The organism is Sphingomonas sp. P3_C5 (assembly GCF_056402635.1).
Genome location: NZ_JBFUHA010000021.1, coordinates 1 through 23,974, shown reverse-complemented (window position 1 = coordinate 23,974; position 23,974 = coordinate 1). Strand labels below are relative to the sequence as shown.

Annotated in this window: 25 protein-coding genes; 13 read left to right on the top strand and 12 right to left on the bottom strand. The window is 64.3% G+C overall.

Features of this window, described 5'->3' with window-relative positions; translation table 11 throughout:
• Positions 1 to 231, top strand: a 231-nt coding sequence (locus AC1DVS_RS26560; RefSeq protein ID WP_478027519.1) for a transposase, incomplete at its 5' end; no start/stop codon positions are given.
• A 49-nt stretch (positions 232 to 280) separates the two neighbouring features.
• Here the strand turns inward: AC1DVS_RS26560 and AC1DVS_RS26555 are convergent.
• The 3 genes from AC1DVS_RS26555 to AC1DVS_RS26545 all read right to left on the bottom strand — a co-directional run bounded on the left by AC1DVS_RS26555 (position 281) and on the right by AC1DVS_RS26545 (position 3,542).
• Positions 281 to 1,759 (bottom strand): DUF1593 domain-containing protein, encoded by a 1,479-nt coding sequence (locus tag AC1DVS_RS26555; protein WP_478027518.1) that lies wholly within the window; start codon positions 1,757 to 1,759, stop codon positions 281 to 283.
• The gene (asd, locus tag AC1DVS_RS26550; RefSeq protein ID WP_478027517.1) at positions 1,756 to 2,613 is read right to left on the bottom strand and encodes an archaetidylserine decarboxylase; all 858 of its coding nucleotides are present in this window, start codon (positions 2,611 to 2,613) and stop codon (positions 1,756 to 1,758) included. The genes AC1DVS_RS26555 and asd overlap by 4 nt, the downstream gene beginning before the upstream one ends.
• Positions 2,614 to 2,687: 74 nt before the next feature.
• Positions 2,688 to 3,542, bottom strand: coding sequence for a LysR family transcriptional regulator (locus tag AC1DVS_RS26545; RefSeq protein WP_478027516.1), 855 nt, complete (start codon positions 3,540 to 3,542; stop codon positions 2,688 to 2,690).
• A gap of 82 nt (positions 3,543 to 3,624) precedes the next feature.
• Between AC1DVS_RS26545 and AC1DVS_RS26540 the strand changes: the two genes are divergently transcribed.
• From AC1DVS_RS26540 to AC1DVS_RS26525, 4 genes are all read left to right on the top strand, one after another.
• A complete protein-coding gene (locus AC1DVS_RS26540; RefSeq protein ID WP_478027515.1) occupies positions 3,625 to 4,377 on the top strand; it encodes a hypothetical protein in 753 nt (250 codons plus the stop codon).
• Between the two features lie 176 nt (positions 4,378 to 4,553).
• A complete protein-coding gene (locus AC1DVS_RS26535) occupies positions 4,554 to 5,105 on the top strand; it encodes a hypothetical protein (RefSeq protein WP_478027514.1) in 552 nt (183 codons plus the stop codon).
• Between the two features lie 24 nt (positions 5,106 to 5,129).
• Positions 5,130 to 6,347, top strand: coding sequence for a glycoside hydrolase family protein (locus AC1DVS_RS26530; RefSeq protein ID WP_478027513.1), 1,218 nt, complete (start codon positions 5,130 to 5,132; stop codon positions 6,345 to 6,347).
• Between the two features lie 245 nt (positions 6,348 to 6,592).
• Positions 6,593 to 7,765: an alpha/beta hydrolase gene (locus AC1DVS_RS26525; protein ID WP_478027512.1), complete on the top strand. Its 1,173-nt coding sequence runs from the start codon at positions 6,593 to 6,595 to the stop codon at positions 7,763 to 7,765.
• A 65-nt stretch (positions 7,766 to 7,830) separates the two neighbouring features.
• Here AC1DVS_RS26525 and AC1DVS_RS26520 read toward each other — a convergent pair whose 3' ends face one another.
• Positions 7,831 to 8,460: a hypothetical protein gene (locus AC1DVS_RS26520; RefSeq protein ID WP_478027511.1), complete on the bottom strand. Its 630-nt coding sequence runs from the start codon at positions 8,458 to 8,460 to the stop codon at positions 7,831 to 7,833.
• Positions 8,461 to 8,700: 240 nt separating this feature from the next.
• Here AC1DVS_RS26520 and AC1DVS_RS26515 point away from each other — a divergent pair, with 240 nt between their 5' ends.
• The gene (locus AC1DVS_RS26515) at positions 8,701 to 10,293 is read left to right on the top strand and encodes an FAD-binding oxidoreductase (RefSeq protein ID WP_478027510.1); all 1,593 of its coding nucleotides are present in this window, start codon (positions 8,701 to 8,703) and stop codon (positions 10,291 to 10,293) included.
• Between the two features lie 189 nt (positions 10,294 to 10,482).
• On the opposite strand, the gene AC1DVS_RS26510 is transcribed toward AC1DVS_RS26515, so the two are convergent.
• Both AC1DVS_RS26510 and AC1DVS_RS26505 read right to left on the bottom strand, forming a co-directional pair.
• Positions 10,483 to 12,039, bottom strand: a complete 1,557-nt coding sequence (locus AC1DVS_RS26510) for a hypothetical protein (RefSeq protein ID WP_478027509.1) — start codon at positions 12,037 to 12,039, stop codon at positions 10,483 to 10,485.
• A 1-nt stretch (position 12,040) separates the two neighbouring features.
• Positions 12,041 to 12,466: a hypothetical protein gene (locus AC1DVS_RS26505; RefSeq protein ID WP_478027508.1), complete on the bottom strand. Its 426-nt coding sequence runs from the start codon at positions 12,464 to 12,466 to the stop codon at positions 12,041 to 12,043.
• 248 nt (positions 12,467 to 12,714) lie between these two features.
• Here AC1DVS_RS26505 and AC1DVS_RS26500 point away from each other — a divergent pair, with 248 nt between their 5' ends.
• The 5 genes from AC1DVS_RS26500 (at position 12,715) to AC1DVS_RS26480 (ending at position 16,804) form a co-directional block, all read left to right on the top strand.
• The gene (locus AC1DVS_RS26500; protein WP_478027507.1) at positions 12,715 to 13,968 is read left to right on the top strand and encodes a nucleotidyltransferase family protein; all 1,254 of its coding nucleotides are present in this window, start codon (positions 12,715 to 12,717) and stop codon (positions 13,966 to 13,968) included.
• On the top strand, positions 13,965 to 15,014 hold the full coding sequence (locus tag AC1DVS_RS26495) for a 50S ribosomal protein L11 methyltransferase (protein ID WP_478027506.1): 1,050 nt from the start codon (positions 13,965 to 13,967) through the stop codon (positions 15,012 to 15,014). Before AC1DVS_RS26500 ends, AC1DVS_RS26495 begins: the two co-directional genes overlap by 4 nt.
• Before the next feature lie 73 nt (positions 15,015 to 15,087).
• A complete protein-coding gene (locus AC1DVS_RS26490; protein WP_478027505.1) occupies positions 15,088 to 15,240 on the top strand; it encodes a hypothetical protein in 153 nt (50 codons plus the stop codon).
• A 68-nt stretch (positions 15,241 to 15,308) separates the two neighbouring features.
• Positions 15,309 to 16,175 (top strand): Stf0 family sulfotransferase, encoded by an 867-nt coding sequence (locus AC1DVS_RS26485; RefSeq protein WP_478027504.1) that lies wholly within the window; start codon positions 15,309 to 15,311, stop codon positions 16,173 to 16,175.
• Positions 16,172 to 16,804 (top strand): 2OG-Fe(II) oxygenase, encoded by a 633-nt coding sequence (locus AC1DVS_RS26480; protein WP_478027503.1) that lies wholly within the window; start codon positions 16,172 to 16,174, stop codon positions 16,802 to 16,804. Before AC1DVS_RS26485 ends, AC1DVS_RS26480 begins: the two co-directional genes overlap by 4 nt.
• Here the strand turns inward: AC1DVS_RS26480 and AC1DVS_RS26475 are convergent.
• Together AC1DVS_RS26475 and AC1DVS_RS26470 are read right to left on the bottom strand one after the other, a co-directional pair.
• On the bottom strand, positions 16,787 to 17,074 hold the full coding sequence (locus AC1DVS_RS26475) for a PqqD family protein (protein ID WP_478027502.1): 288 nt from the start codon (positions 17,072 to 17,074) through the stop codon (positions 16,787 to 16,789). The genes AC1DVS_RS26480 and AC1DVS_RS26475 overlap by 18 nt on opposite strands.
• A 28-nt stretch (positions 17,075 to 17,102) precedes the next feature.
• Positions 17,103 to 19,037, bottom strand: coding sequence for an asparagine synthetase B family protein (locus tag AC1DVS_RS26470; RefSeq protein ID WP_478027501.1), 1,935 nt, complete (start codon positions 19,035 to 19,037; stop codon positions 17,103 to 17,105).
• A gap of 54 nt (positions 19,038 to 19,091) precedes the next feature.
• On the opposite strand from AC1DVS_RS26470, the gene AC1DVS_RS26465 reads away from it, so the two are divergent.
• Positions 19,092 to 20,018, top strand: a complete 927-nt coding sequence (locus AC1DVS_RS26465) for a hypothetical protein (protein ID WP_478027500.1) — start codon at positions 19,092 to 19,094, stop codon at positions 20,016 to 20,018.
• Between the two features lie 114 nt (positions 20,019 to 20,132).
• On the opposite strand, the gene AC1DVS_RS26460 is transcribed toward AC1DVS_RS26465, so the two are convergent.
• The 4 genes from AC1DVS_RS26460 to AC1DVS_RS26445 form a co-directional block, all read right to left on the bottom strand.
• Entirely contained in the window at positions 20,133 to 21,101 is a 969-nt protein-coding gene (locus tag AC1DVS_RS26460; RefSeq protein WP_478027499.1) for a hypothetical protein, read from the bottom strand.
• Between the two features lie 191 nt (positions 21,102 to 21,292).
• On the bottom strand, positions 21,293 to 22,375 hold the full coding sequence (locus tag AC1DVS_RS26455; RefSeq protein ID WP_478027498.1) for an acyltransferase family protein: 1,083 nt from the start codon (positions 22,373 to 22,375) through the stop codon (positions 21,293 to 21,295).
• A gap of 94 nt (positions 22,376 to 22,469) precedes the next feature.
• Positions 22,470 to 23,201 carry a 2OG-Fe(II) oxygenase gene (locus AC1DVS_RS26450; RefSeq protein ID WP_478027497.1) on the bottom strand — a complete coding sequence of 244 codons (732 nt, stop codon included), beginning with the start codon at positions 23,199 to 23,201 and terminating at the stop codon, positions 22,470 to 22,472.
• A 203-nt stretch (positions 23,202 to 23,404) separates the two neighbouring features.
• Positions 23,405 to 23,563: a hypothetical protein gene (locus AC1DVS_RS26445; RefSeq protein WP_478027496.1), complete on the bottom strand. Its 159-nt coding sequence runs from the start codon at positions 23,561 to 23,563 to the stop codon at positions 23,405 to 23,407.
• A 155-nt stretch (positions 23,564 to 23,718) separates the two neighbouring features.
• On the opposite strand from AC1DVS_RS26445, the gene AC1DVS_RS26440 reads away from it, so the two are divergent.
• Positions 23,719 to 23,974 (top strand): transposase (locus tag AC1DVS_RS26440; protein ID WP_478027495.1); only part of this gene is annotated, 256 nt, incomplete at its 3' end.

Below are 23,974 nucleotides of genomic sequence, written 5' to 3'. Positions count from 1 at the left end.
GAACTGCGCGCCTGGCTCGCTGAGCGCGGCACCCAGGCCGTCATCCCTTCAAAACGCAATCGCAAGGTACAGGTCCCCCACGATCGGGCAATCTACAAACAGCGCAACATCATCGAGCGCATGTTCTGTCGCCTCAAGGACTGGCGACGCGTCGCCATGCGCTTTGACCGCAATATCAAAACCTTCATGGCAACCATCGCCATCGCCGCTACCGTCATATGGTGGCTCTAATGAGTCCGGACCCTAGTATAGTGTCCCCGTAACTATATGGCCCTCGCGCTTAATTCGGGAGGATGGTGACCACGACGCGCTTGTAGCGAGTCAGCGGAGGCGTGCCCTTGTCCGTTACGCGGAGGATGAAGTGGGCGGTTTCGGGCTTGCTGACCACGGGCGCCTTGAACGACATGTGGAAGATGTTCTCGGCCCCGATCGTGGGGATGGCGGCCTTCAGCGTGCCGGCCTCGGTGTAGTTGAACCAGAGATAGCTCAGGCTGTCGCCATCGGGATCGGTCGTGCCCTCCGCGCTCAGCGTGAAGACCTCGTCCGAGTGGACCGTCAGGCGATCGGGCCCCGCAAGGCGGACGAGCGGCGGGTGGTTGGCCTTTTCGTAAGCCAGGGTCGTCCAGCCGATACGCGCGGCGAAATCATTCTGGAAATCGTCGCGCCAACGCCAGAGCGACACGCGCGCACCCGTATAGGTCCGAGGGCCCGCCGCCGTCGCGCGGCCATATTCGCCGGGCTGGAAGGGCGCGAAGGTGTCGGACGCGTTCGTCCAGATCGGCCGCGTCTCGGGCTCGATCGGCACGCCGCCGGTGAAGCCGGTGAGATCGAGATCCTTCGTGGCGGGCGTATAGAGTTCGAACCTGCCGCCCCAGCCGCCCCATTGGGGATGTTCGGCGTCATTCAACCCGTTCGGGATCAAGGGCAGATAGGAGGGCGTATCGCCTTCCATGCCGTAAGCGACGTCGGGATAGGCGGCGCCGAGCGGCCCATGCCCCTGCTGGATATTGTCCCGCAGCCAGGCATTGCTGATCGTGCGGTTGTCGATGCCTTCGATGACATCCATGATGGCGGCCCAGGTGGAGTGGCCGTAACCGCCGGGGCTGACGACGTAGAACAGATCCGGGAAAGTGCGGCGGATCCAGGCGCCGCTATCGTCCTGATCGGAAATGGTGGCGACGCGGAGCTTTGCCAGCAGGCGGCTCGTCTCGGCTCCGCTATGGGTCGCCTTGAGCGTGAGAAGCGCCTGGGCGAGCGTGTTCGGGCCGCCCCATACCGTCACCCATAAGGGCCGCGGATCGGGGGATTCGAGCGCGCGGATGATGGCGTTCGAGCCGGCTGTGTCCTTGCCCGTCCCAACCGCGGCCATGCCGTAATCCGGCTGGCCGGTTGAGACCAGAGCAAGCATTTTCGCGGCCGCCGGGTAACGCCGGTCATGCTTGAGGAGGTTGGGTTGAACCCTGGCATAGGCGCCGAGGATGCGGCGGATCGTTTCCGGGTGAAGCTCGTGCCGCATGTGCGTGGAGGTGGTCGCGATCAGCCCCTCGATATCGACTTCATTCGCATAGAGCATGAGCCGGACGAGCGATTGCGCATCGTCCTGATCCGCCTCCATGTCGCTCAGGACGATCATGCGCCGCTGCGGCCCATCGTCGACGATATGGGTTCGGGCGGCGGGTGATGGTGCGGCCGCGGTGGAGGGCGCCCCGGCGGCGAAGGCGGCGAGCAGGCCCGCGCCCAGGCATGTGAGTGTTTTCATTGCTCTCCCTTATCGCTGCCCATCATCTCTCCGAGGCGCACTGGCCGCTCGGGCGCCCAGTCCGGGTTGAAGGCGATGGTATCCTGCCGGAACAGCATCACGATCGTCGAGCCGAGCAGGAAGCGGCCCATCTCCTCGCCCTTTTTCAGCGCGATGGCCTGATCGGCATAGGTCCATTCGGACATTTTGCCGGTGCGCTTCGGATTGACCACGCCGTGCCACACKGTCGCGATGCTGCCGACGATGGTCGCGCCGACCAGCACCATCGCGAACGTGCCATAGTCCGGCGATTCGAACACGCACACCACGCGCTCGTTGCGCGCGAACAGCTTCGGCACGCCGCGCGCGGTGACCGGGTTCACCGAGAACAGCGCGCCCGGCACATAGATCATGCGCGTGAGCGTGCCGTCGCACGGCATGTGCAGGCGGTGATAGTCCCTGGGCGACAGATACAGGTTGGCGAAGCTGCCGTGGCGGAACTCGGCCGCGAGCGCCGTGTCTCCGCCGAGCAGTTCCGTGGTGGTGAAGCGGTGGCCCTTGGCCTGTACGATGTGCTCGTCGTCGATGGCGCCGAACTGGCTGATCGCGCCGTCCACCGGGCAGATGAAATCGGCCGCGGCCAGAGGCCTGGCGCCGGCCTTGAGCGGGCGGGTGAAGAAGGCGTTGAAGCTGGCGTAGCTGGTGATGTCCGGGTTCTCGGCCTCGGTCATGTCGACGCCGTATTTGCGCACGAACCAGCGGATCAGCCTGGGCGTCAACGCGCTTCCCTGTGCTCCGGCGACGCGGCCGGCGAACATGGTCAGGTGCCGCTTCGGCAAGAGATGTTGCAGCAGGATCTTGAGAGTATCGGACATCGTCGGGCTCGAATGATGGGCGTTGCCGCTCCTGTGTCACGAAGCGCAGCGTGCGTCTTTGGGGAAAGTGTTAATTAGTATAGTGTCCCCGAAACTAGACAGGCAGTGATCAGGTGCGCGTGCGGCGAGTCGAGTGCCGTGCCGGTGCCGCAGAGATGAATATCGTTGCGGCACACTGGTCCTGTCGGCTCAAGACCGAACGCGGCGCAGGCGTCCAGCGGCGCGATCGTGGCACCGCGCCCCAGCGCGACACTCGCCAGCGCTTCCTCCAATTCGGTGAAGTGATCGTGGCGGTGGAGCAAAGACGGCTGACCACCCGCGGCGTCGGCGAACCAGCGGCCGAAGACATAATCATATTCGTCATAGGTGATGAATCGCAGCCGCCCCTGCAGGGCGTGATCCAACTCGCTATCCAGAGCACCGACCAGCCCGATCTCCTCCGACGCCACCTTTATCGTTCGGTATGGCGCTGCGATGACCGGGCGATAGGTCAGGGCGAGATCGATGCTGTTGTTCGCAAGCGCTGCGATCAGCGCGTCATGCGTATCCGTTCGGACGATCAGCTGAACATCGGCCGGCAGGCGCGGCAACAACCGTGGCATCAGCCGGTAACGGCCGAATCCGGTGACCGTCCCGAGCCTGATGGGTCTCCTGTCCGGCGCAGCGTCACGCGCCAATGCGCAGGCCCGGTCAAGATCGGCGAGGGTACGCCCGACCGCATCGAAGATCTCACGCCCCTGCGCGGTCAGCCGCAGCCCGCGCCCGACACGCTCGGTCAGCGCCAGCMCGAGGTCTCGCTCGAAACGGCGAAGGTCGGCATGCACGGCGGGAGCCGACTTGCCGAGCCGCTCGCCAGCGGCGGTGATCCCGCCGGCGAGCCCTACGGCGTGGAATACGGCGGCGCGGCGCAGGGTGCTGCTGTCCATCATTCACTTATACCGAAACATACGCCGAAAGCTTCCAAATAGATGAAGCGATCGAGGCCGGGTAAGCGGGCCTTGGGAGATTTTCATGAAACTCACATCCTTGCTGCTCGCCGCCTGCTCGATCGCGACCCCCGTCGTTGCGGACGCTCAGGAGCCGGCGACCGCCATCCTGCAGCTCTACAGCTATCGCCTCGTCGATCCGCCGCGCTTCCGGGAAGGATATCGCGCCCATCTTGGCTGGCACGCGCGCCACAGCGACCCGCTCGCCTGGTATGCCTGGACGGTTCAGGCGGGCCCGCGCCGCGGCCAGTTCATCGACGGGACAGCGGGCGCCAGCCTCGCCGGGCTCGATGCTCGCCCGGACTTGACCGGCGACGGTGCCGATTTCGTCGCGACGGTGGGCGACTCCGCGCAGCCGATCGACGTCGAGACATGGGTGCTCTGGGCTGAGCCGACGACGGCGACGCCGCTCGAAGACCGAAAGCCGGGGAAGACAGTCGATGTCTTCCTGCTCACGGTTTCCCCTGCCCATGCAATCGCGTTCGAGCGGGCGGTCGAAAGCCTGGCCCAAGAGCGGCGCGCAGACGGTGTGCGGCTCAGCTGGTATCGCCGGCTGCGCGGCGGCGGTGCCGCCTCTTACATGCTTTTCGTCGCACGCGAGCGGTGGGTCGATATTGCCGCCACTGGTGGCACGCTGCCCGAAATCCTGTCGCGCACGTATCGCGCGTCCAACGCAGCAATCGAAGCCACGCTCGGTCCGGTCGAGGCGCTCGCGACCGAGACCTGGAGCTACGAACCGCGTCTTTCGCTCCTGCCTGGGGAGCCATTGGCGCGTTAAACAGACGTGGCATCGCCAGTTGGGCTAACCCATCGCACCGACGACGCGATCGCCCGTTCCGGCTGCAATCATTACCCGCAACGACACTCTCCTCTTGCCCTGAGGCCCGTCTCGGGGGCATGAATGCGGCCAATCCTGAAAACGGGATGCACTGACAAAAGTGGGGAGAGACTATGATGAAGTCGCTGATTGCCGCCGCCGCGTTGTTGTTCGTTCCTGCTGTCGCCATGGCCCAGGCCGCTCCGGCGCCTGCGCCAGCCGCCGATCCGGCCGCCACCATCTATAACAAGGCGCTTGGCGATGGCTGGCAGAATTGGAGCTGGGCCAAGACCGAGCTCAGCGTCGACATCGGCAATCCGCGCCTGCCGATCAAGGTCGAGGCGCAGGGCTATCAGGCGCTTTATCTCCATCATGCACCGTTCAGCGCCGCGCCCTATCGCGGCATTTCGATGCTGATCCAGTCGGTCGGCAGCGAAGCGGATCTCGTCGTGTTCGCGTTCGCCAACGGCAATGCGATCCCGGACGGCGCCAAGGTCGGCGCCGATGGCAAGCCCGAGGCCAAGAAGAAGGCCATCAAGGTGCTCCCCGGGGGCTGGACCAGGGTCTTGATTCCTTTCGGCGAACTCGGCGTCACCAAGGCCACGATGCTTGAGGGACTCGCCGTGCAGAACAGCAAGGGCGAGCAAGCGCCGAACCTTTATGTCGCGGATATCATGCTCGCCAAATGAGCTTTAAAGGCTGACGCAGCAATCGTGAGGATCAAGATGCTGTCGAGGCGCAGAAACACGGTGGGGCTGGCGCTCCAGGCTGCCATGGCCCTCGTCCTGACGGCGGGGGCAATGGCGGTGCCGCTTTCTGCCTCCCCCGAGCCCGGCGCGGCGGCGACAGCCGAGCGGGATGAATTGCCGGTGCTCGGGCCAAAACCCTTCATCGCCTATTTCAAGCCAACGCCGATCGTGACGCCCTTGAACGAAAAGGCGTGGGGTGCGGCCGAGGTCGGGCCACGCGATACCGGCAACGGGCTCGAAGATGCCGGTTTGAAGCAGTGGAATTACTGGGACGGGCCGATCCTCAGAGGACCGGACGGGCGATACCGGATGTTCGCCAGCCGCTGGGATCAGGCCCTTGGTCATGGCGCATGGGGACAATCCAGGGCCGTTACCGCCATCAGCACGTCGTTGCTCGGGCCCTATCGGGACAGGGGGCTGAGTTGGCCTTCGGACCGGGACGGTCTGGGTCACAATGTCACGCCGCTGCGGATGCATGACGGGCGCTATGCCGTGGTGGTCAGCGAAACGCGCAATGGCGACGTCTTCGTCTCTTCTTCGATCGATGGGCCGTGGCGTCTGCTGGGCGGCATCGCCGTCGATCAGAGCAAATATCGCTCGGTGTTTCTCGCCGACGAGGCGCCGGCGCAGGGTGCGACGCCAAAGCCGTGGCACGCGTCGAATGTGAGCCTCATCGCGCGGCCGGATGGTGCATATGAAATTGTGCAACGCTCAGGCCAGATCCTCCTCAGCAGGAAGGGCATTCTCGGCCCCTACGAGGTGATGGGCCGAAGCATCTTCCTTGGCGTGCCCGGGCTCCCGCAGAAAAATCCGAGCCGCCTCGAGGACCCCGCCATCTGGTTCAGTGGGGGCTGGTACCATATTCTGGTCAATCACTGGGAAGATCGCCGCGCCTATCATCTGATCTCCCGCAACGGCATCACGGGCTGGAGGTTCCAGGGCCTGGCCTATGAGCCGGAGGCCGACTTCATCCGCTACACGGACGGGACGGTGAACCATTGGAACAAGCTGGAGCGCCCGGCCGTCGTCATCGAGAAGGGTCATGTGACGGCGATCACTTTCGCGGTGATCGACACGCCCAAGGAAGCGCAGACCGGCAATAACGGGCACGGCAGCAAGGTGATCGTCGTTCCATTCGATGGCGCCGCAATGGATCGCGATCTCGCAGGCGTGGACGGTTAGGCGGCGAGTTCACGCCGGACGCGGCGATTGTCATTCGAGATGACTATTTCCTTGCGCCATCAATGCCGCTAGGTTCCTCCACGAATCATATAGTATATTTGATTGCCTGACCCCGAAGGACGGGGCTGGCGCGCTGGGAGAGGCAATGCCGAACCTCGCACCATGTCTGGATGATTGTTCCGCCGCGAGCCCGCGGGGGAGAATTCTGTTGGGGAGGTAGTGCCTTGAAACGAACAATTGCTATCATGTTGGCGGCCATCGTCTCCGCCGGACCGGCGTCCGCGCAGACCGCCGCACCCGCGCAAGCTCAGGCCCCCGCGCCGGCGATCGTGGAGGACTTCAAGCCATCCTCAGTGAACCAGCCGGGCCAGGAATATCCGCAGGTCAATTCGCAAGGCTATGTCCGCTTTCGCATCGTTGCGCCGGACGCTCAAAACGTCAAAGTGACCCTTGGCCTGGGGGGACGCGGCGGCACCGTGCTCAGCAAGGCAGCTGACGGCAGCTGGACCGGCACCACCGCAGGCCCGCTCGACGAGGGCTTCCATTATTATCATCTGAACGTCGATGGCGGCACCTTCAACGACCCGGGAACGCTGAACTTCTACGGCTCGACGCGGTGGGAAAGCGGCGTCGAAATCCCGGCGCATGACGCGGACTTCTATGCGCTGAAGGACGTGCCGCATGGCCGCGTCGAGCAGATACTGTTTCCGTCGCCGAGCACGGGCACGCAGCGCCGCGCCTTTGTCTATACGCCGCCGGGTTATGACAAGAATGCACGCGAACGCTATCCCGTGCTGTATCTGCAGCATGGCTGGGGCGAGGACGAGACTGCCTGGTCGAACCAGGGCCATGCCAATCTGATCATGGATAATTTGATCGCCGCCGGTAAGGCACGGCCGTTCATCATCGTGATGACCTATGGCATGACCAACGAAGTGAAGCCCGGCGGCCTCGCCAATTTCGATATCAAGCCGTTCAAGACGGTGCTCATCAACGAGCTGATCCCCTATATCGACGGCAATTTCCGCACCCTCGCCGATCAGCGCCACCGCGCGATGGCCGGCCTTTCGATGGGCGGCTTCGAGACCAAGCTGATCGCGCCCGCCAACCTCGACAAGTTCGCCTATATCGGGCTGTTGAGCGGCGGGACTTTCTCGCTTGAGGACGTCAACGCGCCGGGGTTCAAGGACAAGGTCAAACTGACCTTTGTCAGCTTCGGCAGCCGGGAACTCGAAGGACGCGCTGGCGGGCCTCCGACGCCTCCGGGCACCCCGCGCCCCGACCCGCGTGCGAACGCGGCAGCGGTGAAGGCCGCGGGCTTCAACAGCGTCTTCTATGTGTCGCCCAATACGGCGCACGAATTCCTGAGCTGGCGGCGCAGCCTGCACGAGTTCGCGCCGCTGCTCTTCCGGGACTGAGGGGTTCGTTAGGCTATCTCGCGAACGATATTCGAGACATAGCTCGACCGCTCGAGCGCGGTGAATCAGACCTTGCGGCCAAATCCGCGTGCGGCCGCAGGGGCAGCCATCGAAGGCGGGGCCCGGTGGTCGCTCCCGCCATCCGCAGCCTCCTCGACGGGGCCGCCGGCCTGCAATTCTGCGAGGCGCTTGGCCACGTGCTGGTCGAAGAACATATGGTCCAGCTCGCGAAGAGGCTGGCCGTCCTCACGCGGCGCGTTGGTCGAAACGATCCGGACCAGCCTGAACACGCCCTTGTACATTTTCATCACGACAACAAAGATCACGCCGAGCAGGAAAAACACTAAGGTGCCGAGCCCCGGAAACGCCCTCGATCTCGGTTGTGTGCTCGCGGCTGAATAGGGCGAGGACGCAGCGTCTGGCCAGGCGCGCGCAGAGGTGGATGAGGGCAGCGGCTGGCCGGTGCCTTGCGATCGCTGCTCAAATCTCTCCCGTGCCCGGGCGACAAAGTCGCGCTGCGATTCGCCAGGGAGGGGCTCGATGATCTGACCTGAAGCCACGTTCTCGTCCTGCAGGGCGCGCGCGGCCTCCGGCAACCGGGACCTGGCGGTCTCGTCGGCGGACTGCGCCCGGGCGGCGTGCGCGCTCAGCATCAGGCACAGCAGAGCGGCCAACAGGGATGCGGGACGTTTCATTCTATCCTCGGCGCCGCGTTCGGTACGGCGAAAATAGGCCGCTCTTCCTTAAGCTTCAGTTGATCGCATTGCTGCGGCGCGTGCGGCTATCGGCTTGCTCTTCGTGCTTGCATGGGCAGAGCCTGGGCGCATTCGCCGCCATTCCGGGGGTATCGGGCCGTGTTTTGGGGATGATCGCCTGATACGGACGAAGCGCGATATCGCTGCCGACGTCAGGCGATCAGGAGAGAGGGAATCGACATGGCCCAGGCCCCCACACGCGGCGTCACCTCTCCCTTGATCCTCAGCGATCGGCAGGGCTTCGACAGGCGCTGGTACGCGTCGCATCTTAAAGCCGTTTACGTGCCGACCAGCCTCGACCATGTCGCGCCCTGCGTGGAGGCGGCGCTGTCCGCTTATGGTCGCGACGTCAAAGTCTCGTCGGGGCGGCATTGCTATGAGGATTTCGTCTATAATGACGGGAGTCGCGCCGTGATCGACATGTCGGCGCTGAACCAGGTTGGCTATGATCCGGTGCGGAAGGCGTATTTCGTCGATGCCGGGTGCGAGAACTGGACTGTGTATCGCACCCTGCTCAACGCGTTCGGCAAGACGCTTCCGGCTGGCTCCTGTTATTCGGTCGGAGCGGGCGGGCATATCACGGGCGGCGGATACGGCCTGTTGTCGCGGCTGCACGGGCTGACGATCGATCATCTGACCGGGGTCGATATCGTCACCTGGGACGCATCGAACCGCCGGGCGCGGATGCGGTATGTTTCGGACGGCAGTGGCGACAGCGCAGAGCGGGATCTGTTCTGGGCGCTGCGCGGCGCAGGGTGCGGCAATTTCGGGGTGATCGCGCGCTATTATTTCGCCGCGCTGCCGGATGCGCCCGACCATGCTTCGCTCTGGACGATCGCATGGAACTGGAGCGACCTGACCGAGGCGAGGTTCGGGGCCTTGCTGCACGATTATGCCGATATGGTCTCGACCATGCCGGAGACCGACTTCAGCCTGTTGAAGCTGAACCATGTCGCTGCCGGGCAGATCGGGCTGATCTATCAGAGCGTCTCGCCGCCTGGCGTGGCGGCGGCCGATCACCGGTTGCGGGTTTCCGGACAGGTGCAACGGCTGAAGGCGCGTTTCGAGGCGATCCTGCCTTCAAGCACGTTGCTGCGGCCGCTCGGCGGGCATCCCGGCATGATGAACACGCTGCCGGCAAGCGAGAACGAAAATCATCTGACCTATCTCGAGGCGCTGCAGACGCTGAACGGATCAGGCCCGAACCAGTTCGGCAAATACAAGTCGGCCTATATGAGGAGGGGTTTTCCGGAAGCGCAGATCAAGGCGATCTTCCATTGGCTTCAGGTGGTGCCGAAGGGCGTTGTGGAGGCTGACATGGCACAGAGCCTGCTCCAGGTGGACAGCTATGGCGGCGCGATCAACCGGGTGAGTCCGACTGCGACCTCAGTGCCGCAGCGAAGCTCGATCCTGAAATTGCAGTACCAGACCTATTGGAACAATGATTGCCCGGCGGGCGGGCAGCAGTCTCCTGCCAACAAGGCGCAGGCGAAGGCGCATCTCGACTGGATCAACCGCTTCTACGCGGCGGTCTATGCGGAGAGTGGCGGGACGCCCGACCCAGCCCGGGACCCTTCAGGCACGGTCGACGGGTGTTATTTCAACTATCCCGATGTGGTGCTCGGGTCGCATGCGGCCGGGGATGTGGACCATGCGCTCCGGCTGTATTTCCTCGGGAATTTCCGGAACAATCCCCGCAATCTCGTGGCGGTGAAGCGGCATTGGGACCCACAGGATTATTTCCATCACGCGCAGTCGTTGCCGGTGGCGTGACGGGTGAGGCGGTGAGGCGTGATCAGCCCCTCCCTTTCAGGGGAGGGGTTTGGGGGTGGGGGCGCGCGTCTGCGCGCTCAAAAGACTCGTCGCATCAAGACTGAAGCGTCAATCGGGGCATCGAGCCCCGCTCGACGCTGCCCCACMCCTTACCCCTCCCCTGAAGGGGAGGGGCTGAAGAAAAAGGTCTCAACCCTTGCCCTCCAACCCGCCGATCCACGCGATTCCGTCGATGCCGGGGAAGAAGCAATAGGCCCCTGCCCGCGTCGCGACGAAGCTGCTCATGCCCCTGAGCTTGTTCTTCGCCTTGGGTATGCCGATCGTTTCGTCGAACGTCCCCGAGCCGTTCGGCACCTCGCCCATCACCGGATCGCTCTGGTCCTTGACCGAGGAGAAGCTGCTCGGGTGGATCCAGTTGTTGATCCAGCTGCGCTGCACGAATTCGAACTGATCGCGCAGGCAGCCGCTGAGGAACAGGCCCATCAGCCCGCGCTCGCCCGGATCAGTGCCGACGGGCGGATAGGGAAGCTGGTAGGCGGACGCGCGGCGGATGATGCGGTGATATTGGGACGGCGTATCGGCTTCGGGGAAACCGCGCATGTTGCCGCGGCGGGTGTGCGCGCCGATCGGGCAATGGCTGCCCATGTCCGGATTTTCCTCCGGATCGGGATCCTGGCCAGGGGCGGGCGCGCCGGCGGGGAGGACGTAGAGGAAATTGTTGAGCTCATTGTCGAGCATGGTCGGTGGCGGCGTGTCCCCCTGGATCGGGAAGACCGAAAGCGAGACGCCGTTGGTCCAGCGGCCGCAGAGCAGCGCCTTGACTGCCTCGACCGCATGATCGGGATCAGTGATGCCGTAGAGCTTGCAGAAATCGGCATCGGCGAGTCGTTTGGCTTGCGCCTCATAGCCCTCGACATCCTGCTCCAGGATGCGGAAGGCGCCGAAACAGCCATTGAGGCCGAGCGGCGCGACCGGGACGGAGGTGCCGAGATACCCCTCGCCGGGAAGCGCCGTGCCCAGCATGAAGGCGCTGGGATCAGCGAGTTCCTGGTCGCCGTCGGGATCCTGGATATAGGGCACGCCGGCGACGATCGGCTGGGCGATGCCGTCGCGATAACCGAACCAGACCTTGTGGTTGTCGAGCACCTGGGAATCGAAGATGCGATCCGGAGACAGCGCCGCGAAGCCATCGAGCAGCGGCTTCAGCATAGCGGTATCTTCTTCGATGATCTCGGTCGTGGCACCCCAGAGGATGAGCATCACGTCGAAATCGCGGTCGTTGAGGCGCCAGTTGGCGGGGTCGCTCTGGCCGACATCGCCGACGATTTTGGCCTGCGCGGCGGCGCCGACATAGAAGGAATTGTGGTCGGATGTCGGTCCGAAGCTCTGGTCGACCGCAGCCTGCGGGACGCCGAGCGCGACGAGGCCGGGGCAGGTGAAGCCTATGTTGAGGCAGCGGTTCGGCTTGGGCGGCGCCCATTGGCTGGCGATCGTCACGCTCGGCCAGGCCTGTTTGCCCGAGACCAGGCTTTCGATAAAGGCACGGGCCTTGGCCGCATCAGTCACCGACAGCGCGAAATAGCGGGTGAAGGCGAAGTTATAGCCCCGCATGACGAAGCCCTGGGTCTTCGCCGGATCGGGCGGGACCGGGACGACATCGGCGGGTGCACCCGCCACATGGGCATGGGCCGCTGCCTTCAGATGGGAGCGCGGCGGCTCGGCATAACGTGGCGGGTGCAGGCGCATCTCAGTCGTTCGCCCAGATGTTGAGGACAGTGTCGGTGTAGTTCTGGAGGAAGGTCGGGGTCTTGCCGCCGCCGGTAAGATCATGCGCCAGGATGAAGGCGGCAAAGGCGTCGAGATGCTTCAGCACCGGCACCATCTTCTCCATGCCGACGATATTGGGGAGCGCCGCGTCGAACACCGCAGGGTGAGCCCGGGCGATATCCTTCACATAAGGGCCGAAATCCTCGTCATAGACGGTAGTGAGCAGCATGCATTTGGTGTCCTTTGGCTGGTTCACCTGATCGGGCAGCTGAACGAGCCAGAGATAATGGACGATGTTGGGCAGCGGATGCGTGGCCTGGCCCTTGAAGCCGGCGAGAAGGTTGGTCGTGACGTGCTTCACCTGTTTCGCGTGCACGTTGAACATGAAGGACAGTGGCTGGGCCATGATGGCATCCTCTCTGGTTGAAGGCCGATAACTGGCAGGATCGGGTTCAGGTGGCGAACGGGACTGCAGCGGAATCGGGTCTTTCTCGCGGGCGCTGAGCCGCGCTCGGCATGGAGGGGATATACCCGGCGGCCAAAGCAGGGCACAGCTGGACGGCGAGCAACAGCGACTTACMGGAGCGTCTTTGCCAGAGCGTCTTTTGGAGTGTTTGGGGACTTGCGGAACACATATCGCAGCAAGACACTGGGGTGAGCACCGCTGGCGAGCTCGAGCCGATCGCGCTGCCCGCGGAAGCACGGCTTCTGCTCGCCTGTGCGCTGCATCCCGCTTTGATTGCGCCTGGTGAACTGCGGCGCCTCGCCGGCGAGGTTCGCGACTGGCCGGCCATATTAGGGCAGGCGACCCATCATTTGTCGCTTCCGGTGCTGCGCGAGCGACTCTTCGCGATCCAGGACTGCGTTCCGGCCGAAACAATCACCGAGCTCGAGCGCGCCGTGATTGTGGCGACCGCCCATGGCCTCCAGCTCGGCGCGATCGCCGCCGAACTGAACCGGTCATGGTTCCGCCCAAAGCAAATCCGTTTCGCGCTTTTCAAAGGGGTGGCGCTGGCCCAGCGATACTATGGCTCGGTCAGCGGGCGCTCCTGCCGCGACCTCGACCTGCTGGTCAGCGGGAAAGGGTTCGCGGAGACGGTGACGCATCTGATCGGCCAGGGTTTTCGCCTCAGCAAGCCCTTCGAACTGCCCGTCGAACCGGCGCGCCACGCGGCTCATATCGAGGCGATGTGCGGCCTGAGCCGGGAAATCTCGATGCGCGCGCCATCGGGCCAGATGGTCGACCTTCATCAGAGCGTGGATCTCACCGGGACCGACTTCCCGACCGAACAACTGCTCGACCGTGCGGAAACGGTGACGATCGCAGGCGAGGCGTTGCCCGTCTTCTCGACCGCGGATCTGTTCGTCTACATCTGCTATCATCACAGCCGCCACCGATGGTCGCGGCTGCACTGGATCGGCGATCTCGGCCGGATCGCCGCAGCGCCCGATTTCGATATCACGGCGACGCGGGCCCAAGCGAAGCGCGCTGGGCTGGAAAAGCTGGTCGTCGCTTGCCTGGAAATGCCGGCACTGCTCGCCGCCGCCGTCGCCGGCAACTGGCCTGCCGGCCCTGGCCTCGCAGCGCGCATGACGCGGGATTGCATCAGGTTCCTCCACCCGGACAACGCTCCACCCGAGCTGGAGCGGCACAGCCGGGATGCTGATCGCCTGTTCCGCTGGCGGGACTGGTTCGCGACGACAGCAATCGAATGGCGCCAGCGCGAAGGTCTGGCGCGTCACGCGCGCGCCGTCGGGCGAAGCCTGGTGCCGTCATGGCAAGCATATCGCGATCTCCCACTGCCAAAAGGGCTTCGTTGGCTTTACGTGCCCTGGCGGGTAGCGGCGCATATGGTCCGCTATTTTCCATTGCCTACATTCGGACGGAAAGACGGGAAGCGCGGATGAGGGATCGCACGCGGGAATTGCTCGCCATGCAACCTCTGGTCGAGGGGAAACCAATGGCGATGCTGGCGCTGGCGCGACAGCTGCCCGCCGTCGGGCATCGCACGCGAGCGCTCGAGATGATCACCCGCGCACTCGCGCTGGATCCCGGCGACGGCGAGGTGCGCGCTTTGGCCACCGAGTTGCTGAGCGACGGCGTGCATACATGGCACTTCTCGATCGTCCGTGACCAGGCGCGCAACGCGGCTTATGACGCGGCGCTGCGCAACGCGATATTTCCAGGCTGCTCCGTATTGGAAATCGGCACCGGCACCGGGTTGCTCGCCATGATGGCGGCGCGGGCGGGTGCGGCGCGGGTCGTCACCTGCGAGGCCGATCCGGCCATCGCCGCGGCCGCGCGCGAGAATGTGGCGATCAACGGCTTCGCCGACCGGGTGACCGTGGTGAACAAACATTCGACCGCGCTCGACCTCGCCGATGTCGGCGGGCTTGCCGACGTCCTTGTGTCCGAGATCGTCAGCAACGACATGCTGAGCGAAGGCACGCTTCCGGCGCATGAGGATGCGGTGCCGCGCCTGCTGAAACCCGGCGGCGCGGTCATCCCGGCGCGCGGCCGGATCCGGATCGCGTTGATGGACGATGGCGGCACGGCGCAACCGGATCTGGACCTCATCGATTCCTTCGACCTGAGTGCGTTCAACAAATTGCGACGGCCTTATCGCGACATTCCGGTCGGCAGCGATGCAATCACATTGCGAAGTGCCGCCGCGGACCTGTTCGCCCTTGATTTCGCGCATGGCCCCTGGCGGGGCGAGCGTCGCGAAATCACTTTCGAATCGCTGGGCGGGCGGGTGAGCGGCGTGGTGCAATGGATCGCGCTCGATCTGGACGATCGGGAGACTTACGAGAACCATCCCGGGCCAGGCGTTACTTCATGCTGGGGCGCGATCTTCTGGCCCTTTGCCGAGCCAGTCATGTCGGTGCCGGGCGAATCCTTCGTGATCGGCGCCTGTCACGAAGGAAACCGGGTCCGCATCTGGCGCGGTTAACCCCGTTCCGAATTGACTTTGACGCGATTCCAAGTCATGGGCGATAATTGGCTAGGCAATGCTGGATCGGCTCATGAGCGATACGAACAACGATGCACCGGCCCTAGTGGTCGAAACCACCGACAAGCCCGAATGGGTTAAGCCGGAGATTACGTCTTTTGCGCCCGTTCAGGCCGCCGAAGGCATCTCCTACCGGCCGAACGACGGTATCAGCAACCTCACCTGACCGAACGCGTCGTTTTGAACGATGACTGACGGACCCGGGCGTTGGGCGCGCCGGGAGCGCGTGTTTCCGTGGGCGTGATAAACGCGCCGAGCGCGGACCCGGCCAGCAAGCCGTATGATCTCGCAACGGCGGAGCATGACTATCCCGCGTGGGATGGCGTTCCCCTCCGCACAATCCTGATTTGCACCCATCCCCGATCGGGGAGTACCCTGCTTGGCGAGGCGTTATATTTTGCCGGTGGCCTGGGCTGTCCACTGGAATATTTCCATGCCGGGTTCCGTCCGGCTCTTGCCGGACGGTGGGGCTGCGACGGTCTGTCGGATTATGGCCGTGCCGTACATCGCTGGCGTACCGACGCGTCCGGCACCCACTCCGTGAAGCTGTTCTGGCGCGATGTGGCCGAACTGGCCGGGGAACTCCAACCCGGCCGCTTCGACGATTTGCACCAACGCCCGCCCGAGGCGACCTCGCCCGACATGTATCGCGAGATCGCCGGGCTGCTCGCGCCTCTGTTTCCCGCTGCCCATTATGTCCATCTCGCCCGGCGGGACCGGGTGCGGCAGGCGGTCTCCGCCGCGGCCGCGGTGCAGACGGGCATCTGGCGCAAAATCCCGCAGATGGGCGAACGAACCGAAGCGGCGCCGCCGAGCTTCGATTTCGCGATGATCGAACGGCTGATTGGCTATGCCGATTTCTGCCATCGCCATTGGCGCGGCTTCTTCGCGGCGATCGGCGCTGTTCCCCATGACCTGGCCTATGAAGATCTGACACGTGATCATGATGCGGCGGTGAAGGCGGTACTCGATCATCTCGGAAGCACGGCCGCTGTCCCACCGGTGCGCATGAAGCGCCAATCGGATGCGCGTAACGAGGCGATGGTGTTGCGCTTCCTGCGGGAGCATGTCGCGCGTGCGACGGGCGGTAACGCGGCATGAGTGTTTCGCGCGGCCTCATGCCTCCATGGCTGGTGCGACGCGACCTGCTTTCCCCGGACGAATGCCACGATCTGCTCAGTTGGGCGCTCGACAATGAGGCGCGCTTCAAGCCGGCCGCGCTGGACAAGGGGCTGGTCGACCCGGCGATACGCCGCTCGCTCAGCTTGCGGGACCTCGGCAAATTCTCGAGCCTGTTCGAGGGGCGCGTTCGCGCAATGGTGCCAGAGCTGATCGGCCAGCTGCGCGTGACACCCTTCGTCGCAGGCGAGATCGAACTGGAGCTGGTCGCGCACAATGAGGGGGCGCATTTCGCATTGCACGGTGACCTCTACACCGGGGAAGGCAGCGCCCGCGGCGATCGACTGCTCAGCGCCGTCTATTATTTCCACCGCGCGCCAAAAGCATTTTCGGGCGGCTGCCTCAGGCTGCACCGGATCGGCGCGGTGCCTGGCGATATGGGGGTGGACATCGCGCCGGACCAGAACAGCCTGGTAGTCTTCCCTTCCTGGGCACCCCACGAGGTGCTGACTGTGCGCTGCCCGTCAGGCGCGTTCGGCGATTCCCGATTCGCGGTGAATTGCTGGATCTACCGGGCGGACGAGCACCGACCGTCAGCCGATGGCGATTAGACCCCGGTCGCGCATATCGGCGATGAACTCCATCACGTCGCCACGACAGATCGCCGGATCGACCGAGTGGGACTCAGCCATCTTCGCGCACAGCGCTCCGGCGGAGATTGGCGCTTCGAGCAATCCCCAGACCAGCGCGGCGGTCCGGTTGAGCTGAAAGAAATAGCCGCTCTGGATATCGAGGATGACGGCTTCGTCGCCCACGTCCGCGGCGATCATGTTCTGGCTGCGGCTGACCATCATGGCCTCATCGATGTCGGTCGCTGGCATTTTTCGCACTGCTCCTCAGGGTCATTGTTCAAATCTTGAAAGCGTTTTCGAGCCACATATCCATCGCCAGTGTGAACCATACCGGCCCCCAGGGCTGATCGGGAATGGGACCGGTCGATCCCTGGTCGCGCCAGCGCTGGAAGGCAGCGTGCATTTCCCCGATCTTCGCGCCGTCGACCCAGCCAAGTTGGGCGCAAAGCAACTGTTCAGCCGGGCGGCGGCGCAGCAGTTCGGAGATTGCATCGACCGTATGGGCAACGAAAGCCGTCTTGGTTTTCCGCGTCCGGACCTTTTCGGGCAGGGTTCCCTTCATCGCCTGACGTAGCAGATATTTTTTCTGCCCGTAACGGTTCAGCACATTGCCCGACGCGCCCATCATGAAGCTGGCAAGGCGCTGATCATGGAACGGATGGCGCTGTTCGATGCCGAAGCTCGCGCAATAGGCCATCGCCGGTTCGGCGTTCACATGACGGCGGGCGAGCGCGAACACGCCGTAGCGCTGCTTTTGCGCGATGCCGGGCAGATCGACAGGCAGGGCATCGGCATACCATCGCTCCGTCAAGCCGATCCGCTCAGCCCATTCGGCATTGAGCCAGGGCGGCGCTTGCGTAGCGAAATCGAGGTGCGGCCTGAGCAGGCGTTCGCGGTGGCGGGAACGAAAGAGCGGGCCGAAGCCGTGATAGAGGATTCGGCGCGCCGAAACATAAGCCGGCTTGTCGGGAAATTGCTCGAAACCTGCCCTGACCAGCGCCCCCCAACGGCCAGTCCTGGCGAGATCGGGCCAGTGTGCCAGCGATCCTGCGAGCCAGTCGTCGCCGCCCTCACCCGTCAGCAGCACGCGTTCGCCATCGGCCTGCTGGCGCGCGCAGACCCCCGCCATGGTGTCGAGCACATTGGGCCGCAGCGGAAGTTGCAGCGTCTCGGCGCACCACGCCGCAGCGGCATCCGCGCTGAACGGGTGCGCCCCGACCACTTTCGCGGTGATGCCGAGATGCGCCTCGACCGCGCTGCTCCACTCAGTCTCGTCATGCGGCTCGCCGGGGAAGCGCGCGGTGATCGCCCCGATCTGCCGGTCGATCCGCCCGGCACGGTGGAGTTCGGTCGCCCTACACACGACCGAGGACGAATCGAGCCCGCCGGAAAGCTGCGACGACAAGGGTGTCGCGCTGCGGGTGGCCGCGATCAACGCCTGATCGAACAGCTCCTGGAAGCGCGCGACATGATCGGCCTCGGACAGGCGCGACTGATCCTCGAACGGCCCGACATGCCAGTGCCACTGCCTGACCCTGCCCTTCTCCAAAGCCAGCGCCGATCCCTGCGGGAGCCGGTTGAGGCCCTGCCAGAAGGTATCCGTCTGGCTGACGAACCGCGCCGAGAGAAATTCGCCGATCGCGGGTTCGTTGAGCTTGCGCTCCATGCCGAGGCCGACAACCAGCGAGCGCGGTTCAGTCGCGAAGCCGAAGGTCGCGCCGTCAAACGTCCACACCAATGGCCGCCAGCCATAGGGCGAGCGCACCAGCAGCAGGCGTCGATCGCGCGGTTGCCAGACGGCAATGGCGAAATCGCCGACCAGCGCCGCGACATAATCGTCGCCGCGCCGATCGAACAGCGCCAGCGCGATTTCGCCATCGGGAGCTGCCTTCATGCCCTCGCCCTGCGCGCCGAGTGTCGCGATCAATTCAGCGCGATTGTCGAGACGGCCGTCGAACACCATGACCGCGCCGGAGCGATCGCTGATAAAGGGCTGCACCTCGCCCACCGCCTCGGGCGTGGTCGCGTGGGCGAAGCGGATCAGGCCCGCCGGGCCATCATGCCAATGCTTGACGCCGTCAAAGCCGCGCGGCACGGCGGCACGAAGAATCGACGCGAGCAGTGCCTCGGTCATGTCGCGGCCATCGATATGGACCGCGCCGGCAATGGCACCCAATTTCGTCTCCAGTCCGGCCTTACAGGGTTTCGGCATAGCATGGTTCACTGACCTGGCAATTGCTCGCCCGGTGTACGAGAAAAGGTGGGAATGGGTTCGACGTCGACCTACAGCTTCGGGGGGCTGCGGCTGCATTCGGACAGGTGGGTCGATCAATTGCGGCCGTCTCATCCCGAGGCGTGGGCCGATGTCGCGCTTTCCTTCGAAACGGGGGAGCCGCCGGTTCACGACCGCATTTCTTATCGCTGGCCGGGCCGTTACGGGCTGACCGTCGGCACCTGCGGCGACGAGTGGCTGATGACCTCGTCATTCGATGGGGCGTTCCTAATCAGCAGGGAGCGGCGCACATTGCGGTGCATCTCAGCCCCCGGCGCGTCTTTCGACGCCTGTGTCGATGTCCTGATCCGTCGGGTGCTGCCCCGGGTGGCGACGCTGTTCGGAGCAAGTGCGATCCATGCCGCGGCGCTGGCGCGGCCGGAGGGCGGCATTCTCCTGCTGGGCGTGTCCGGAGCGGGGAAATCCACCATGACCGCTGCGCTGGGCCATGCCGGTTGGCAGATCCTGAGCGACGATATCTCTCTCCTGTGGGGGCAGGAGGAGCCTCTGCTAGCGCCCGCGGCACAAGGCGTCTGCGTCTGGCCCGCGTCGCGCGAGGGGATCGGCCTTCCAAGGGAGCATTGCCGCCCGATGCCGGCCTATGACGGCAAAACCCATTTCGTGCCGGAGGGCGAGCCGGCCCTGGCGCCGGTGCCGCTCCGCGCGCTCGTCTTTCTCAAACGCGAGGGCGATGTCACCCCCGTGCTCGAGCCGATGAGCGAGGCCGAGGTGCTCGTGACGGCCGCGCATATGCTGGTGCAGTTCGACCCCGGCGATCCGGCACGGCCCGACCGGGTACAAGGCTTTGCGCGATTGAATGCCGCCGCGAAGGCAGCGCCAGGCTACCGCCTGCGCTATCCCCATGACTTTGCCGCACTCGCCCAGGTCGAGGCGCTCCTGCGCGGTGTGTTGAAATCCTGAGCCCGCCTCTACGCCGCCACCTCGAGCGCACCGGCTTTGCGCAACAGCGTTTGCCGCGGGCTTGTAGAAGCGGGCGCCGTTCAGGTTGCGGATGACATTTTTTTCGGAGAAATGTCAGCGCGAGGGTGGCAGGAACATGCGCGCCCATAGTTCCCACACCGACAGCCACCGATCGAGTTCGACCGCATCGTGGCGAACCTCGGCAAATCGCTTGAGATAGGTGCCATAGCCTTGGGCATAGGCGCGACAGCCGCTGCAATCGATGTTCGGAGAACAGCATTTGCCAGTGGATTGCGAGAGATCGACCGAGAAATGAAGGTGCTTCGGGGTGAGGCGATTCCCGCAATCGATCGCGATCCCCGACACCGGATCGATCCGGTGCGGCACATCGCTGGTGATCCAGGCATCATAATCGAGCGAATAGAGAATCGTTGCGCCAAACGCCTCGATCGCGCGGGTGATCTCGCATCGCGCCTCGGCGAAATCGGAAGGCATCATGACGAGATTGTCTTCGGCCGTGCTTATCTTGAAATAATCATCTTCGGCAACGTCGCTCTCCAGCTTGGAGAGATAGGACGTGGTGGGACTGAAATAGCTGAAGGTCAGCGCACAGCCTGCCTCGTGCATCGCGCGGGCGGTCTCGAAAATGTCGCGGATGTTCGTCCTGCCGATGGTATAGACGAAGATCGCGCGCGGGTCTCCCGCATAGAGGCGGATCGCCTTGGCGACATTGTCGGCCCCGCGCAGCCGCGCATTCTCGGCCGGAGCACCCCATACCGAGATATGAATCCGGTAGTCGAGATCCGGTGAGACCCGCCTGGTGCCATTGGTGAAGATCACGCCGTGCGGGATGTATTTGCGCGCAAGGCTGATCCGGCGGGGGGCGAGCGTGGGCTCTGCTCCCGCGAGATAGGCGAAGTTCACGCCGCGCGCGGCTTCCTTCGCGAAAAAGGCGTCCCAGGCGTGATCGTCGGCGGAATCATCATGGCCCAGGCGATCCGCGCCGTCGAAGAACAGGCAGCCTTCGCAGCGCAGGTTGCACGTGTCTGAGATGTCGTAGTTGCTCGGGGTGAGGTGTCCCACTCGGGCGCGAAGATCTCGAAACCGGAGATTTGCCCGCGATTGCGCCGTGCTTGCATCGGCGACAGCGCGTGAGGTGGTTTCGGGTGGCATCAGACCCCTGTCCAAGGCGATATAACACCAGTCCCACAGATCAGCGTCTCAGGCAATCGCTTGCCGCTGCTGATCCGAAACACCTGGACAGTGCGTAGCCTTCAGCTGTTCTCACGCTTCGCGGGCCGATCTCCCGGCGCATGCCCGCGATTTCCCGACGCGAACTTGCGGGATAACCACACGCGCATCGGATGGTCGAGCCAGCGGTCCGCCGCGTAGGAAGCAGCGAAGGTCAACGCGATGAACAGCGGAACGCGAACAACAGCACTGGTCAGAAACGGCAGGCCGAGGCGCGGAAGGATCTGATCCAGTGCCAGGAGGATAGGGAAGTTCAGGATATAGGCGGCATAGGTGATTCTGCCGACCCCTGTGAACATCGGGATCAGTCGGCGTGGTACCGTGGAGGTCGATGCGAACACCAACGCCGGCATGATCAGCGCCGCGCTGAGGTCATAGACGAAATTGCCGTTGACCGGCCGCAGGCAGATGATCGCCATCAGGGCCGATACCGATCCCCAAAAGGGCAACCTGAGCCACGGGAAATAACCCCGTTCCCAGAGCCGATAGGCGGCGATCCCCGCGAAGAAGCCGTAGACCACCCTCAGCCCGCCGACGTGAAAGTTGGAGAAGGCTCCACCATGTTCGAGCCCGGTCGGGAGCGACAGCGCGAATACCAGCATTGCCACGCCGATCGCGATGAAGACGACGAGCAGCCGGTTGGTCAGCCGCGGGCCGAGCGTGGACCAGATGATGTTGACGACGAGCTCCCAGAGAAGCGTCCAGGTCGTCCCGTTGAACGGATAGGGGTGATGATGACGCCAGGCGAGCGACTGGACCAGCKGAACCAGCAGCACCGACGCGGCGATCGATACCAGAAAAAGGCCGGGCTCGGGCAAGCCCCTGGTGAGCGCGATCGCGAGATTTGTTCCAACCGCGATGAAAAGGGAGAGCAGGTAGAGCGGATAGATCCTGATCAGCCTCAATCTCATGAAGCCGCGGCAGCCGAGTCCCTTTGCGAGCCGAGCGCCATAGACGTGGCTTAGGACAAAGCCGCTCAGCGCGTAGAAGAAATCGACGATGAAGAAGGCGCCCGGCAACAGGTGCAGGACATACTGGCCGACGGAATGGAACAGCATGACGATGAGAACGCTCACGCCGCGGAGTCCCTCGATCGTAATGAACATCGTCGGTGCGGCGGCGCCTGAGGGACTTGGGGATGGGCTTGGGGAGGGGCGCGACAGGTCGGCCGCTGGGGGGGGCGGGGCCTCCGTCATCGGGTCAGGCCCGCGTACCGGGCGGGAGGGGCGGCCATGTGGTCAGCGCGCCGCCTCGTTCAGTGTCGCCCGAGCACGATGGGCCGCGTGCCCAGCCGCTGAACGTGGTGCGCGGGCCGCCGGAGAGTATGCGGGTGACCTGGTGCTGGAGATCCTGCGCAAGCCGAAAGACGGCGAGCGACCCGGGCGAGCCGGCATGGTAGGTCAGCATCGGGATATATGGATCGCGGTGCCGCAGTTCGAAGTCCCCGCCCTCATATTCCGCGGTCGTGAGGTTCACCACGAGCGCGAGCCGCCGGATTCCCAGCCCCGCGTCGCGGTGCCAACCGAGATTGTTGCCGGCGACCATCTGGACCAGATGCCCCTCGATATGGGAGACCGGTTCACATCCCGAAATGTCCTCGAGCCACCGCATGAAGGCCGGGCGCGCGAGAGCGACGCAGAAGGGCAGCGCCGATTGCGCCGAAAGGTCGTTCCCTCTCAGGCCATATTCCTTCAGGTCGACCTGGCGGAACGGCGCCATGCTCGCCACCTCCCGAAGCGATTCGAGCAAATCCGCGTCGATCACGTCGTGGAACACCGCTCCGCCATGGGCCGCCAGGGCATGGCGGATGTTGGCGGCCGTAGATGGATCGGCGAGTATCTTCGTGCCGTCGCGACCGATCCGGATCGGCGCATGAAACACCGGCGCTGGCGGATAGGCATCGGTACGGCCCGAGGGTGACTTCTGGATCATTCGTCGTCGCCCCACGCGTTGAACCTTGTGGGAATGGGCATCGTCGGCGGCGCCGGCAAGCAAAATCTCCGGGTGCAGCGGCGCGCTCGTTGCGATCGGGAAATAAAAGGCGGCGGTCGCAAACGCGGTCCGACGGGCGTATCGGGAAGTCGATTTCAGCGGGCGCGCTGGGCTTCGTCGTTGGGGATTGCCTCTGGCCATCGTTATACACAAGGGATCCGCACGTCGCCTGTTGCGGCGGCGCGACCACCAATTCCCGGCCAGTAGCGCGCTGGCGTGATGTGGAGGGTGTGGAACAGCGCTTCCTGCGCCACCGTCCGCTCGCCGGGGCTCGCCTTGGCACCTGAGGATTTTGGTCTCATCTTCGTTCCTTCGTCACTGCGAAGAGGCCAAAATCCTCCTTAGCTCACAACATCAATTTTGGTGCCATTGGTGCTGACGGGGAACAAGGCGCGATTCTAAGCAGCTTCCGTTGGCTTGACCAACGGATCGGTTGTATGGCCCGCAACCGGGACGGATGACGACCCCGGTCGTGTTGGTCGAGGATAATGGGCCGATCCACGTCAGCAAGCTCTCGCGCGCTGCAATCGAGGCCCGCAAGCACTGGCTCACCGTCGAGTGGCTGCCCAAATACGCCCCTGAACTCAACGATATCGAGTTGGTCTGGCGCGACCTCAAAGCCCATCATCTCGCTCACCAGACCTTCGTCGATATACACACCCTCGATAACGCAATCCACGACGCCGTCGCCGCCTTGAACCGTGAACGAGCCC

Excerpts from the sequence above, each read along its gene's own strand:
- AC1DVS_RS26555 (WP_478027518.1), bottom strand. The coding sequence starts at position 1,759 with ATGAAAACACTCACATGCCTGGGCGCGGGCCTGCTCGCCGCCTTCGCC.
- AC1DVS_RS26540 (WP_478027515.1), top strand. The coding sequence starts at position 3,625 with ATGAAACTCACATCCTTGCTGCTCGCCGCCTGCTCGATCGCGACCCCC.
- AC1DVS_RS26535 (WP_478027514.1), top strand. The coding sequence starts at position 4,554 with ATGAAGTCGCTGATTGCCGCCGCCGCGTTGTTGTTCGTTCCTGCTGTC.
- AC1DVS_RS26525 (WP_478027512.1), top strand. The coding sequence starts at position 6,593 with ATGTTGGCGGCCATCGTCTCCGCCGGACCGGCGTCCGCGCAGACCGCC.
- AC1DVS_RS26520 (WP_478027511.1), bottom strand. The coding sequence starts at position 8,460 with ATGAAACGTCCCGCATCCCTGTTGGCCGCTCTGCTGTGCCTGATGCTG.
- AC1DVS_RS26515 (WP_478027510.1), top strand. The coding sequence starts at position 8,701 with ATGGCCCAGGCCCCCACACGCGGCGTCACCTCTCCCTTGATCCTCAGC.
- AC1DVS_RS26510 (WP_478027509.1), bottom strand. The coding sequence starts at position 12,039 with ATGCGCCTGCACCCGCCACGTTATGCCGAGCCGCCGCGCTCCCATCTG.
- AC1DVS_RS26505 (WP_478027508.1), bottom strand. The coding sequence starts at position 12,466 with ATGGCCCAGCCACTGTCCTTCATGTTCAACGTGCACGCGAAACAGGTG.
- AC1DVS_RS26495 (WP_478027506.1), top strand. The coding sequence starts at position 13,965 with ATGAGGGATCGCACGCGGGAATTGCTCGCCATGCAACCTCTGGTCGAG.
- AC1DVS_RS26490 (WP_478027505.1), top strand. The coding sequence starts at position 15,088 with ATGAGCGATACGAACAACGATGCACCGGCCCTAGTGGTCGAAACCACC.
- AC1DVS_RS26480 (WP_478027503.1), top strand. The coding sequence starts at position 16,172 with ATGAGTGTTTCGCGCGGCCTCATGCCTCCATGGCTGGTGCGACGCGAC.
- AC1DVS_RS26475 (WP_478027502.1), bottom strand. The coding sequence starts at position 17,074 with ATGCCAGCGACCGACATCGATGAGGCCATGATGGTCAGCCGCAGCCAG.
- AC1DVS_RS26470 (WP_478027501.1), bottom strand. The coding sequence starts at position 19,037 with ATGCCGAAACCCTGTAAGGCCGGACTGGAGACGAAATTGGGTGCCATT.
- AC1DVS_RS26465 (WP_478027500.1), top strand. The coding sequence starts at position 19,092 with ATGGGTTCGACGTCGACCTACAGCTTCGGGGGGCTGCGGCTGCATTCG.
- AC1DVS_RS26450 (WP_478027497.1), bottom strand. The coding sequence starts at position 23,201 with ATGATCCAGAAGTCACCCTCGGGCCGTACCGATGCCTATCCGCCAGCG.
- AC1DVS_RS26445 (WP_478027496.1), bottom strand. The coding sequence starts at position 23,563 with ATGAGACCAAAATCCTCAGGTGCCAAGGCGAGCCCCGGCGAGCGGACG.